13 protein-coding genes are annotated in these 12,659 nt (G+C 70.4%); 9 read left to right on the top strand and 4 right to left on the bottom strand.

From position 1 onward, the window contains the following. Positions 1-35: 35 nt before the first annotated feature. The 3 genes from gnd to dnaA form a co-directional block, all read right to left on the bottom strand. Complete coding sequence (gnd, locus tag ACZ52R_RS02485) at positions 36-911, bottom strand: phosphogluconate dehydrogenase (NAD(+)-dependent, decarboxylating) (protein WP_360502534.1); 876 nt, start codon at positions 909-911, stop codon at positions 36-38. Between the two features lie 188 nt (positions 912-1,099). Next, positions 1,100-2,230 carry a DNA polymerase III subunit beta gene (dnaN, locus tag ACZ52R_RS02480; protein ID WP_360502531.1) on the bottom strand — a complete coding sequence of 377 codons (1,131 nt, stop codon included), beginning with the start codon at positions 2,228-2,230 and terminating at the stop codon, positions 1,100-1,102. Between the two features lie 967 nt (positions 2,231-3,197). Next, a complete protein-coding gene (dnaA, locus tag ACZ52R_RS02475; RefSeq protein WP_465615445.1) occupies positions 3,198-5,045 on the bottom strand; it encodes a chromosomal replication initiator protein DnaA in 1,848 nt (615 codons plus the stop codon). 354 nt (positions 5,046-5,399) lie between these two features. On the opposite strand from dnaA, the gene rpmH reads away from it, so the two are divergent. The 9 genes from rpmH (at position 5,400) to ACZ52R_RS02430 (ending at position 12,211) form a co-directional block, all read left to right on the top strand. Beyond that, positions 5,400-5,537 (top strand): 50S ribosomal protein L34, encoded by a 138-nt coding sequence (gene rpmH / locus ACZ52R_RS02470; RefSeq protein WP_030392420.1) that lies wholly within the window; start codon positions 5,400-5,402, stop codon positions 5,535-5,537. An 18-nt stretch (positions 5,538-5,555) separates the two neighbouring features. Beyond that, positions 5,556-5,984 (top strand): ribonuclease P protein component, encoded by a 429-nt coding sequence (gene rnpA / locus ACZ52R_RS02465; protein WP_097236931.1) that lies wholly within the window; start codon positions 5,556-5,558, stop codon positions 5,982-5,984. Further along, positions 5,981-6,352, top strand: a complete 372-nt coding sequence (gene yidD, locus ACZ52R_RS02460; RefSeq protein ID WP_465615442.1) for a membrane protein insertion efficiency factor YidD — start codon at positions 5,981-5,983, stop codon at positions 6,350-6,352. The genes rnpA and yidD overlap by 4 nt, the downstream gene beginning before the upstream one ends. Beyond that, a complete protein-coding gene (gene yidC / locus ACZ52R_RS02455) occupies positions 6,349-7,500 on the top strand; it encodes a membrane protein insertase YidC (protein ID WP_360502524.1) in 1,152 nt (383 codons plus the stop codon). The genes yidD and yidC overlap by 4 nt, the downstream gene beginning before the upstream one ends. Before the next feature lie 82 nt (positions 7,501-7,582). After that, positions 7,583-8,113, top strand: coding sequence for a Jag family protein (locus ACZ52R_RS02450; protein WP_360502521.1), 531 nt, complete (start codon positions 7,583-7,585; stop codon positions 8,111-8,113). Between the two features lie 176 nt (positions 8,114-8,289). Continuing rightward, the gene (gene rsmG / locus ACZ52R_RS02445; RefSeq protein WP_465615439.1) at positions 8,290-9,114 is read left to right on the top strand and encodes a 16S rRNA (guanine(527)-N(7))-methyltransferase RsmG; all 825 of its coding nucleotides are present in this window, start codon (positions 8,290-8,292) and stop codon (positions 9,112-9,114) included. 220 nt (positions 9,115-9,334) lie between these two features. Beyond that, the gene (locus ACZ52R_RS02440) at positions 9,335-10,384 is read left to right on the top strand and encodes a ParA family protein (RefSeq protein WP_396289032.1); all 1,050 of its coding nucleotides are present in this window, start codon (positions 9,335-9,337) and stop codon (positions 10,382-10,384) included. Continuing rightward, positions 10,381-11,460: a ParB/RepB/Spo0J family partition protein gene (locus ACZ52R_RS02435; RefSeq protein ID WP_465615437.1), complete on the top strand. Its 1,080-nt coding sequence runs from the start codon at positions 10,381-10,383 to the stop codon at positions 11,458-11,460. Before ACZ52R_RS02440 ends, ACZ52R_RS02435 begins: the two co-directional genes overlap by 4 nt. Positions 11,461-11,593: 133 nt before the next feature. Then, positions 11,594-12,211: a GNAT family N-acetyltransferase gene (locus tag ACZ52R_RS02430; protein WP_360502510.1), complete on the top strand. Its 618-nt coding sequence runs from the start codon at positions 11,594-11,596 to the stop codon at positions 12,209-12,211. A gap of 91 nt (positions 12,212-12,302) precedes the next feature. On the opposite strand, the gene trxA is transcribed toward ACZ52R_RS02430, so the two are convergent. Continuing rightward, entirely contained in the window at positions 12,303-12,629 is a 327-nt protein-coding gene (trxA, locus tag ACZ52R_RS02425) for a thioredoxin (RefSeq protein WP_360502507.1), read from the bottom strand. Positions 12,630-12,659 lie beyond the last annotated feature (30 nt).

The following is a 12,659-nucleotide window of genomic DNA, read 5'->3' as shown; positions in this document are numbered from 1 at the left end:
TGTGGATGGAGCCGGGGCCTGCGCCCCGATAGGGACTACTTCGACTCGACCGCGTGGCCGCCGAACTGGTTGCGCAGCGCGGCGATCATCTTCATCTGCGGCGAGTCGTCCTGGCGGGAGGCGAAGCGGGCGAACAGCGAGGCGGTGATCGCCGGCAGCGGCACGGCGTGGTCGATCGCGGCCTCGACGGTCCAGCGGCCCTCGCCGGAGTCGGCGGCCCAGCCCTTGAGCTTGGCCAGGTGCTCGTCGTCGTCCAGGGCGCGGACGGCCAGGTCCAGCAGCCAGGAGCGGATGACGGTGCCCTCCTGCCAGCTGCGGAAGACCTCGCGCACGTCGGTGACCTCGGGGGCGGCCTCCAGCAGCTCCCAGCCCTCGGCGAAGGCCTGCATCATCGCGTACTCGATGCCGTTGTGGACCATCTTGGCGAAGTGGCCGGCGCCCACCGCGCCCGCGTGCACCGAGCCGAAGTCGCCCTCGGGCTTGAGCGCGTCGAAGACCGGCTTGGCCTTGGCGACGTGCTCGGCGTCGCCGCCGTACATCAGCGCGTAGCCGTTCTCCAGGCCCCAGACGCCGCCGGAGACGCCGCAGTCGACGAAGCCGATGCCCTTGGCGGCCAGCGACTCGGCGTGCTTGATGTCGTCCGTCCAGCGGGAGTTGCCGCCGTCGACCACCACGTCGCCGGGGGAGAGCAGCTCGGCGAGCTCGTCGACGGTCGCCTGGGTGGCGGCGCCGGCCGGGACCATCACCCAGACCACGCGCGGGCCCTGCAGCTTGCTGACGAGCTCCTGCAGGCTCTCGACGTCGGAGATGTCCGGGTTGCGGTCGTAGCCGATGACGGTGTGGCCGGCGCGGCGGATCCGCTCGCGCATGTTGCCGCCCATCTTGCCGAGACCGATGAGGCCGAGCTCCATGACCAAGTCCTTACCTGTGGTGACGTGCCTGCCGGCGGCGCCGTTGCCGCGCTCCTTGAGCCTACGCGCTGAACCGCCGTGGCCCGCCTGCGGTCGGGCCGACCGGGGGAGACGTCCACAGGCTGTGCACAGCGGGTGTGCACAGCCTGTGGACGGTCACGCGGAACGGGATCAGCCGATCCTCGGCATCAGCCGGAGAGGCGGACCGGCATGATCAGGTACTGGTAGGCCTTGTCCTCCTCGGCGTCCACCGAGACCTTGCCGCTGAGCAGTGCGGGCTTGGTCGGGGTGGTGAAGCTGAGCTGGGCGTAGGCGGAGTCGATGGCCTTGAGGCCCTCCTCCAGGTAGCCCGGGTTGAAGGCGATCGAGATGGCGTCGCCCTCCAGGGAGGCCTCGATGCGCTCGGTGGCCTGGGCGTCGTCGCCCGAACCGGCCTCCAGGGTCAGCACGCCCTCCTCGAAGTTGAGGCGGACCGGGGTGTTGCGCTCGGCGACCAGCGAGACGCGCTTGAGCGCCTCCAGGAAGGGCTGGGTCTGGATCGCGGCGATCGCGTTGAACTCGGTCGGGAAGAGGCTGCGGAACTTGGGGAACTCACCCTCCAGCAGCCGGGTGGTGGTCCGGCGGCCGGCGCCCTCGAAGCCGATCAGGCCCTCGCCCGCGCCGCCCGAGGAGAGCGCGATGGAGACGGTGTCGCCGCTGCCCAGGGACTTGGCGATGTCCTGCAGGGTCTTGGCGGGGACCAGGGCGACTGCGGAGATGTCCGACTGCTCGGGCTTCCACAGCAGGTCGCGGACGGCGAAGCGGTAGCGGTCGGTGGCGGCCAGGGTGATCCGGTCGCCCTCGATCTCGACCCGGACGCCGGTGAGCACCGGCAGGGTGTCGTCCCGGCCAGCGGCGACGGCGGCCTGGCTGACCGCGGAGGCGAAGACGTCCCCGGAGACGGTGCCGGTGGCGGTCGGCATCTGGGGCAGGGCCGGGTACTCGTCCACCGGGAGGGTGGGGAGGGTGAAGCGGGAGCTGCCGCAGACCACGCTGACCCGCTGGCCGTCGGTGGAGATCTCCACAGGCCTGTTGGGAAGGTTGCGGGAGATGTCGTTCAGCAGTCGACCGGAGACCAGGACGGTGCCGGCCTCCTCGACGTCCGCCTCGAGCTCGACCCGGGCCGAGACCTCGTAGTCGAAGCCGGACAGGGCCAGGCTGCCCTCCTGTGCCGTCAGCAGCAGGCCGGCCAGCACCGGCACCGGCGGCCGTGCCGGGAGGCTGCGGGCAGCCCAGGCCACCGCCTCCGCGAGGACGTCACGCTCCACCCGGAACTTCACCGGTAACCGCCTCCTGGATCGAGCGCTCCCGCTCGCACTCTGGTTCGTCTGATCTTGATCGTCGGTTGGGCTGTCCGCCGAGCTCTGCTCACTCCGCTTCCAGTCGCAAGGACAGTCTGACGTACTCCGCCGACAGACGGGGCAGACGGGCGGAAGCAACCCGAACAGATGTCGGGGAGCGGTTGTCCACAGATTTGGGGCCCACCCACTTTGAAAGCAGGTTCATGGTCTAACTGTGTAGTGGTAGTAGTAGGGCCTGTGGAAACCGTGGATAACCTCGTTTCCGCAGGTCAGGGCCCGAATTTTGTCCACAGCGGGTGTGGACGGCGGCTGTGGACGGGCAGGCCGCGCTGTGGACAGCCGAGCGTTACCCACAGGGCACGCTGGGTATCCACAGGTTATCCCCAGGGCTATCCCCAGATCCGGGCCCGGTTATCCACGGGCGCCGGTCAACTTTTCGTGACGCCTTTCACACCAGGGTATGAACACCGGCACACGGTTGTCGAACTGTGGACGATGCTGTGGACAACCTGGGGATAACCGCCTCCAGCCTGGGGACAACCGGTGGACAACCCGGATGGCCCACTGGCAGGCCGTCAATTGTCCACACCCTGTGGATAACCGTTGTGCACAAGTCCACAGGCACCTGACCTGCGCGGAAGAGCGTAGCGGCGACCGGCCTGTGGACGAATTCTGGATAACTCCGGACGCCCCGGCCTGTGGACTACGGGGAAGGCGTCCGTCCTGTGGACAACGGCCTTGCGCGCCCCGGGTTTTCGAATCACCGGTCAGTTGTTCGGCGCGGGCTGTGGACTGGCACATCATCCGTCGACCACATCCCTGCCCAGCCGGCGCCGCATACACACCCGTGGATATGCCGAAAGGGCGTCAGGATCGCTCCTGACGCCCTCCGGGCAGCGCTGTGCGGAGGTGTCGCGGCGGGTGTCGCGACGGTGTGCCGCGGCGGCTAGCTCTTGATGCGGTTGGTGAGTTCGGTGACCTGGTTGTAGATCGAGCGGCGCTCGGCCATCAGCGAGCGGATCTTGCGGTCCGCGTGCATCACCGTGGTGTGGTCGCGGCCGCCGAACTGCGCGCCGATCTTCGGCAGCGACAGGTCGGTGAGCTCCCGGCACAGGTACATGGCGATCTGGCGGGCCGTCACCAGCACGCGGCTGCGCGAGGATCCGCAGAGGTCGTCCACGCCCAGGCCGAAGTACGCGGCGGTCTGCTGCATGATGACCTGCGCGGTGATCTCCGGGCCGGCGTCCTCGTCCCCGCCCGGGATCAGGTCCTTGAGGACGATCCCGGCCAACTCCAGGTCCACCGGGGCCCGGTTGAGGTTGGCGAAGGCGGTGACCCGGATCAGGGCGCCCTCCAGCTCCCGGATGTTGCGGGTGATCCGGGACGCGATGAACTCCAACACGTCGGCGGGAGCGTTGAGTTGCTCCTGGATCGCCTTCTTGCGCAGGATCGCGATCCGGGTCTCCAGCTCCGGCGGGGTGACGTCGGTGATCAGACCCCACTCGAAGCGGTTGCGCAGCCGGTCCTCCAGCGTGGTCAGCAGCTTGGGCGGCCGGTCCGACGAGAGGACGATCTGCTTGTTCGCGTTGTGGAGGGTGTTGAAGGTGTGGAAGAACTCCTCCTGCGTGGACTCCTTGCTCGCGAGGAACTGAACGTCGTCCACGAGCAGGATGTCCATGTCCCGGTAGCGGCGGCGGAAGGTGTCCGCCTTGCCGTCCCGGATCGAGTTGATGAACTCGTTGGTGAACTCCTCCGAGGACACGTAGCGCACCCGGGTGCCCGGGAAGAGGCTGCGCGAGTAGTGCCCGATGGCGTGCAGCAGGTGGGTCTTGCCCAGCCCGGACTCGCCGTAGATGAAGAGCGGGTTGTAGGCCTTGGCCGGAGCCTCGGCGACCGCCACCGCCGCCGCGTGCGCGAAGCGGTTGCTGGCGCCGATGACGAAGGTGTCGAACAGGTACTTGGGGTTCAGCCGGGCGGCCGGCTCGTCCTTGCGGGAGCCGCCGGCCGGGGGAGCGCCGGGCGGGGCGGGCACGCCGGGGACGCCGGGACGGTCGCCGGACCGCTCCGGGCCGGCCTTCTCCGCCGGGCGGCCGCCGGAGGGCCGGGAGCCCGCGGACCGGCGACCGGCGCCGCCGCGGGGCTGCTCGTTCGGGCCGGGGCCGTAGGCGCCGCCGAAGAGGTCGCCCTGGGTGGTCGCGGGCGGGCCCGGGAGGGGGCGCGGCGCCGGACGGGCCGCGGGCTCGTCGGACTCGTAGTGGCCGGGCCCCTGCTCCTGGTAGCCAGGCCATCCCTGCGGGCCGCCGGACGGGCCGCCGTACGGTGCCGGGCGCTGCTCGTAGCCGCCGGTGTCGTAGCGGGGCCGCTCGTAGTCCTGCCCGTAGGGCTGGTCCTGCTCGTACGGCTGGCGCTGCTCGTAGGGCTGGTCCTGCTCGTACTGCTGCTGGTAGTCCTGGCCGCCGTAGCCGCCGGTGTCCTCGGCCGGGCCCGGGTACGGCTCAGGGGCCTGGGGGGCGGGGGTGGTCGGTACGGCGTTGGCGTCGACCATCACGGCGATCCGGACCGGTCGGCTGAGCTCGCGGCTGAGGGCCTCGGTCAGCTGCGGCAGCAGCCGGCCCTCGAGCACCTGCTTGGCCCGCTCGTTCGGGGTCGCCAGCAGGGCGGTGTCGTGCATCATCCACATCGGCTGGGTGCGCTGCACCCACTGCTTGTCCATCTCCCCGACATCGGGGTCGTTGACCAGCCGCTCGACGACCCTGGCCCAGACCGGGACGAGGTCGCTGTTGACATCAGCCACTGGTGCACGCTTTCCAAGAACAAACCAGACAAGTTCTGCAACGGTAGTCAGCGAACAGGGCCGGATCAAGTCGTTGTCCACAGGCTGTGGGTAAAGCGGGTCGCAGACGGCTGGTTTGACCCTCGGCCCTCGTCCCGCGTACCGTAACCAGGTCGAGTTGTCGATGGCCGCTGCCGCATGTCCGCGGGTCCACCCGCTCCATAAGGCGCGCAGCACGGGCGCCGTGGATTGCCTCAAACCCCAGCCGAACTGGGGCGATGGGCCGGATTTCCGATATCAGGGGAGATCACGCGGACGCACGGTGACGGCCAAGCGACTTCCCGTCATCCTACGATTCACCTCAGGAGCCCCCGAGTGAGCAAGCGCACCTTCCAGCCGAACAACCGTCGCCGCGCGAAGACCCACGGCTTCCGGCTGCGTATGCGTACCCGCGCCGGCCGTGCCATCCTGGCCGCCCGCCGTGGCAAGGGCCGCACCAGCCTGTCCGCCTGATCCGCGCCAGAGTCTGTTGTGCTGCCCTCCGAGAATCGGCTGCGGCGGCGCCAGGACTTCGCGACCGCGGTGAAACGCGGTCGCCGGGCAGGTCGGCCCCTTCTGGTCGTCCATCTCAGCAGAGATGGTGACCCCCAGGGGCAGACCGACCGGACCAGCGACTCCCGCCCGCACGTCGCCGAGGGGACTCCTTCGGCGCGTGCGGGTTTCGTCGTGAGCAAGGCCGTTGGCCCGGCGGTCGTCCGCAACCTGGTGAAGCGCAGGTTGCGCCATCTCGTTCGTGATCGTCTGTCCAGGCTGCCCGCCGGTAGCCTGATAGTGGTGCGTGCGCTGCCCCAGGCCGCGTCCGCCTCGTACCAGGATCTCGAGCGTGACCTGGACGCGGCGCTGAAGCGGTTGCTGAAGGCCGAGCCCGCTGCCACGGCGCCGACGGGAGCAGGGCGATGAAGTACCTGCTGATGGGTCTGATCAGGGTCTACCAGTGGACGATCAGCCCACTGCTCGGTCCGGTGTGCCGCTACTACCCCTCCTGCTCGCACTACGGCTTCGAGGCCGTGAAGGTGCACGGGGCGGTCAAGGGCGGCGGACTGACCGCCTGGCGCATCCTGCGCTGCAATCCGTGGACGCCCGGCGGGGTCGATCACGTCCCGCCGCGTAAGCATCCGGTGTGGCACCGGCGGTTGCGAGACTGGCTGAAGAGCCGGTCCGCCACCGGAGATCCGGTGACCGCCACCCCCGCCGGTCCGGACCCCGAGGGCCCGGCGACCATTGGTCCCGTGCGGCCAATCCACCTGTCCAAGGAGCCTGACCGGTGACCTTCTCCTTCCTGAATCCCCTGTACACAGCGGTGTCCTGGATCATCGTCCAGTTCCACTCGCTGTACAGCAACGTCTTTGACCCGGACGGTGGCTGGGCCTGGGGTCTGGCCATCGCCTCGATGGTGGTCGTCATCCGGATCTGCCTGATCCCGCTCTTCGTGAAGCAGATCAAGGCGACCCGGGCCATGCAGGCGATCCAGCCGAAGATGAAGGCCATCCAGGAGCGCTACAAGAACGACCGGCAGCGCCAGTCCGAAGAGATGATGAAGCTGTACAAGGAGGCGGGTACCAACCCGTTCTCCAGCTGCCTTCCCATCCTCGTGCAGGCGCCGTTCTTCACCGCCCTCTACGGCGTGCTCGCCAAGGTCGCCAAGGGCCACGACATCGGCGTCATCCACGGCGACCTGCTGGTGAGCGCCGGCAAGGCACACATCTTCGGTGCCCCGCTCTCCGCGACCTTCGTCAGCAGCAGCGAGACCAGTGTCAAGATCGTCACCGCGGTGATGATCATCATGATGTCGCTGTCGCAGTTCGTCACCCAGCGCCAGCTGATGACCAAGAACGTCGACCTCACGGTGAAGACGCCGTTCATGCAGCAGCAGAAGATGCTGATGTACGTCTTCCCGGTCATGTTCGCCGTGATGGGCATCAACTTCCCGGTGGGTGTCCTGGTCTACTGGCTGACCACCAACGTGTGGTCGATGGGCCAGCAGCTGATCGTCATCCACAACAACCCGACCCCGGGCAGCAAGGCCTTCCAGGAGCGCCAGGCGCGGCTGAAGAAGGCGGGCCGACTGCGTCCGGACGGCACGGAGATCAAGGGCGCGCTCTGGGGCATGCTGCCCCCGTCCAAGGAGGCCATCACCGCTGCGGCGACCGCCTCCGCGGTGGTCGAGGAGTCGGTGCAGGCACGTCGCCAGCAGCCCCGCCGGCAGTCCAAGTCGCAGCGCCAGCAGGGCGGACACCCGACGGCCGAGCTGAGCAAGGACACCGAGGCCGAGGAGCCCGTCGACGCCGTCCCGGTCGAGCCGGAGGCCAAGCCTGAGGCCGCCAAGCAGGGCGCGGCCAAGCCGACCGGTACCAAGCAGGGCACCCGGCAGCAGCCGAAGCGTGGCGGCGGCCAACGGCCGAAGAGGAAGTCCTGACCGGCCCCGGGCCGGTCAGGACAGCCGCGAAGAGCTTCGTTCCCGGCCCGCCAGACGGGCCCATCTCCGAAGGAGTCCATCAGTGACGGAAGGCACCACCTCCGCCGTCGAGGCCGAGGCCGTCGCCAGCGCCGACGAGAGCATCATCACCCGCCTGGAGCAGGAGGGGGACATCGCGGCGGACTACCTGGAGGGTCTGCTCGACATCGCCGACCTCGACGGTGACATCGACATGGACGTCGAGGGCGACCGCGCCCTGGTCTCCATCGTCGGCGACGGCAACGACCGCGCGCTGCAGCGCCTGGTCGGCCAGGACGGCGAGGTGCTGGAGGCGCTGCAGGAGCTGACCCGGTTGGCTGTCCACCGGGAGACCGGCGAGCGCAGCCGCCTCATGCTGGACATTGCCGGCTTCCGGGCCCGCAAGCGCACCGAGCTGGCCACGCTCGGCGCCGAGGCCGCCGAGCAGGCGAAGAGCAGCGGCGAACAGGTCAAGCTGCGTCCGATGACGCCGTTCGAGCGCAAGGTCGTCCACGACGCGGTCGCCGCGGCCGGTCTGCGCAGCGAGTCCGAGGGCGAAGAGCCCCAGCGGTGCGTGGTCGTGCTGCCGGCCTGAGGCCGGCTGTCGATGACCGGCCGCCGAGGCGGCCGGAGAGCTTCACCGGACGCGACCCCGTCCGCCTCGTGCGGGCGGGGTCGTCGTCCCTTCCGCGGGGAGCGACCCGCGGGAGACGTTTCACGTGAAACAGTGCGTTGAGCGGGTCGGTGGATCCGGGGATCGGAGAGGTCGAGATGGACACGGAGAACGCGGCTGCCGGCCGGCCGGGGGCGGACGTGGACCCGGCCGCCGAGGTGGCTGAGCCGAGCGAGGTGGCCGGGCCGGGTGAGGCGCCGGCCGCCGCCCAGGAGGTCTTCGGCGATCGCTTCGACGCCGCGGTCCGCTACACGGAGCTGCTGGCCACCGCGGGTGTCCAGCGCGGGCTGATCGGGCCGCGCGAGGTGCCCCGGCTCTGGGACCGCCACGTGCTCAACTGCGCGGTGCTGGCCGAGCTGCTTCCCGGCGGCATCACCCTGTGCGACGTCGGCTCCGGCGCCGGGCTGCCCGGCATCCCGGTGGCGCTGGCCCGTCCGGACGTCTCGGTGACGCTGCTGGAGCCGCTGCTGCGCCGGACCACCTTCCTGGAGGAGGTCGTCCGGGAGCTCGGGCTGGACAACGTCACGGTGCTGCGTGGTCGCGCCGAGGAGATGGTCGGCAAGCTCGCGGTGGACGTGGTGACCGCCCGGGCGGTGGCGCCGCTGGAGCGGCTGGCCGGCTGGGGCATGCCGCTGCTGCGCCCGCACGGTCAGATGCTGGCGCTCAAGGGGGACAGCGCGGAGCAGGAGCTGGCCGACTCGCGCGCCGGGCTGGCCAAGCTGGGCGCGGTCGAGTGGAGCGTGATCTCGGTCGGCGAAGGCACTCTGGAGACTTCGACCCGGGTGGTCCAGGTCAAGGCGGGGGAGAGCCCCGGCGGTGTGAAGGCCGCGACCCGGCGGGCCAAGGCGGCCCGGGCGGGCCGCAACGCGACCGCCCGCAACGGCGAGCGGGGCGCCCGGGGCGGGCGGCGCCGCACCCGCTGATCCGGGCGACACCGGACACGAATGGAGACGGGCGGACGGGCCTCCTGAACGGGAGGAGCGTCCGCCCGTCGTCGTTCGGGTGACCGACGGACCCGGTCTCCCCAGGCCTCCGGCCGGGAGGTGCCCCGGGGAGACCGGAGTGTCGCAACGTCAGATTTCCGGCATAGCGGGCATGGTGTTTCACGTGAAACGTCGCTCCTTGCTCTCGGACAGTCTTGATCTGCGGCTCCGCCGCGGGCTCGGCCTCTTCCGGGCGGCGACTGTTGCCGCTCCGGTTTCACGTGAAACACTGACCCCCATGCAGGACTCGGAGACCATCGACCAGATCGATGACACGCCCATCGCACGGGCTGCCCAGGCTGCGGTTCAGGCGATCGGCCGAGCGGGTGAGGGGCTGCCCCGGCCCGCCGCGACCCGGGTGATCGTGGTCGCCAACCAGAAGGGCGGGGTGGGCAAGACCACCACCACCGTGAACATGGCCGCCTCGCTGGCCATGCACGGGCTGCGCGTCCTGGTCGTCGACCTCGACCCGCAGGGCAACGCCTCCACGGCGCTGGGCATCGACCACCACGCCGAGGTGCCGTCCATCTACGACGTCCTGGTGGAGGGCAAGCCGCTGGCCGACGTGGTGCAGCCGGTGCACGACGTCGAGGGACTGTTCTGCGTCCCCGCCACCATCGACCTGGCCGGCGCAGAGATCGAGCTGGTCTCCCTGGTGGCCCGGGAGAGCCGGCTCCAGCGTGCCATCGCGGCCTACGAGCAGCCGCTCGACTACATCCTGATCGACTGCCCGCCCTCACTGGGCCTGCTGACGGTCAACGCCCTGGTCGCCGGCCAGGAGGTGCTGATCCCGATCCAGTGCGAGTACTACGCGCTGGAGGGCCTCGGCCAGCTGCTGCGCAACGTCGAGCTGGTGCGCGCGCACCTCAACCCCGCGCTGCACGTGTCGACGATCCTGCTCACCATGTACGACGCCCGGACCAGGCTGGCGGCCCAGGTCGCCGAGGAGGTCCGGACCCACTTCCCGCAAGAGGTGCTGAGCACGGCGATCCCGCGCTCGGTGCGCATCTCGGAGGCGCCCAGTTACGGGCAGACGGTGCTCACCTACGACCCGGGCTCGACCGGGGCGCTCTCCTACCTGGAGGCCGCCCGCGAGCTCGCGCTGCGTGCGGTGGGCGAGGGCGGCTCGCTGGTGAGTCAGCGGCGGGACGGCCAGCAGGGGCACGGCGCCCCGGTGGCACAGCACGGCACGACGGAGGGTCATCAGTGAGTGGTCGCAGGGGTCTGGGTCGAGGGCTGGAGGCGCTGATCCGCCCCGCCGCGCCGGTGGACGGCGAGGCGGCGGCGAAGTCTGCGACAGCCGCGCCCGCACCGGCCCCGGTGGGGGCGAACGGCGGGACGGCGCCGGCCTCGGTGCCGCCGCTGCCGAGTGGCCGCGGCACGGTGGCGGCCCGGGCGGCCGCGGAGAAGCAGGCCGAGCAGGCCCAGCCGGCGGGTGCCTACTTCGCCGAGCTGCCGCTGGACGCGATCACCCCCAACCCGCGCCAGCCGCGTGAGGTCTTCGACGAGGACAAGCTGGCCGAGCTGGCGACCTCCATCAAGGAGGTCGGTCTGCTCCAGCCGATCGTGGTGCGCCAGGTCGGTGTCGACAGCTTCGAGCTGATCATGGGCGAGCGCCGCTGGCGTGCCTCCCGGGAGGCCGGGCTGGAGCGGATCCCGGCGATCGTCCGGGCCACCGAGGACGACAAGCTGCTGCTGGACGCCCTCCTGGAGAACCTGCAGCGCGCCGAGCTGAACCCGCTGGAGGAGGCCGCCGCCTACGACCAGCTGCTGCGGGACTTCTCCTGCACCCACGACCAGCTGGCCGACCGGGTCGGTCGCTCGCGCTCGCACGTCTCCAACACGCTGCGGCTGCTGAAGCTGCCGCCGACCGTCCAGACCAGGGTGGCGGCCGGCACCGTGATGGCCGGGCACGCGAGGGCGCTGCTGGGCCTGTCCGCCCCGGAGCGCCAGGAGCAGGTGGCGGCCCGGATCAACGCCGAGGGCCTGAGCGTGCGCAACGTCGAGGAGATCGTCATGATGATCAATTCGGCGGCGGAGACCGAGGCGGACAAGCCGAGGCGCCAGGCCCCCAAGGCGGGCAAGCTGCTCTCCCCGGCCTTCAACGACCTCGCGAGCCGGCTGTCGGACCGTTTCGACACCCGGGTCAAGGTCGAGGTCTCGCAGCGTGGCGGCAAGCTGGGCAAGGGCAAGGTGGTGCTGGAGTTCGGTTCGGTGGAGGACCTCAACCGGATCCTGGACAGCATGGCCCCCGGCGAGGACGGTCTGCGGCTGTCGCAGGGTTGAGCCGGACTTCGGGGCCGAGGGCACCGACCCGATGGGTGCATGCTTCACGTGAGCGCTGTTTCACGTGAAACATGCACCCATCGGTGTTCGTGGGGGAATGCTCGACGGTGAGGTGGAGGAGGAGGTACGGGCAATGGGACGCCGGATGGCTCCGCTGACGCTGGACAACCTCGGGGACCTGCCGAACGGCTGCCGTTCCTGTGTGTTCTGGGAGCTGGACCCGGTCAGTGCGAAGGAGGCGGTGGAGTCCGGGAAGCCGGAGCTGGAGAAGGAGGGGTGGATCTCCACGGTGCTGCTGGAGTGGGGCTCCTGCGGTCGGATCGTCTATGTGGACGACCAGCCCGCGGGGTTCGTGCTCTACGCGCCGCCCGCTTACGTCCCCCGCTCGCAGTCCTTCCCGACCAGCCCGGTCTCGCCGGACGCCGTTCAGCTGATGGTCAGCCGGGTGCTGCCGGGCTACCAGCGCCAGGGGCTCGGCCGGGTGCTGGTGCAGACGGTGGCCAAGGACCTGATCGGGCGCGGGGTGCGGGCGATCGAGGCCTTCGGCTCGGCCGGACGGCTGCCGACCAGCTGTGTGCTGCCGGCCGACCACCTGCTCGCGGTCGGCTTCAAGACCGTCCGGCCGCACGTCCGCTACCCGCGGCTGCGGCTGGAGGCGCGGACCACGCTCTCCTGGCGGGGGGACGTGGAGGGGGCGCTGGAGCGGCTGCTCGGCGGCGGGCGCAAGGAGCCGGCGCTGCGACCGTTCTGAGCGCGGGCGGTGCGGGAGGCGGAGGAACGAGAACGGCGGCGGGGGTCCCGGATGGGGAGCCCCGCCGCCGTGCGGTCGACGGTCCGACGACCTAGATGAACTCGGCCAGCTCGCGCAGCAGCGCCGCCTTCGGCCGGGCACCGGTGATGGACTTCACCGGCTCGCCGTTCTTGTAGACGATCAGGGTCGGGATCGAGATGACGCCGTACTTGGCGGCGGTCTCCTGGTTGGCGTCCACGTCGAGCTTGGCGATGGTCAGCTTGTCGCTGTGCTCGGCCGCGATGTCCTCCAGGACCGGGGCGACCTGACGGCACGGGCCGCACCAGGTGGCCCAGAAGTCGACCAGCACGGGCTTGTCGCTGTCCAGGACGTCGGACTGGAACGTCGCGTCGGTGACGGTGGTGGTGGCGCCGGCCACGGGAACTCCTCGGGTTAGGACGGAGGGGGC

The sequence above is a fragment of the Kitasatospora sp. NPDC034023 genome, assembly GCF_055575795.1.
Note: the sequence above shows the minus strand (reverse complement) of the source record. Positions and strands in the feature narration are given on the sequence as shown.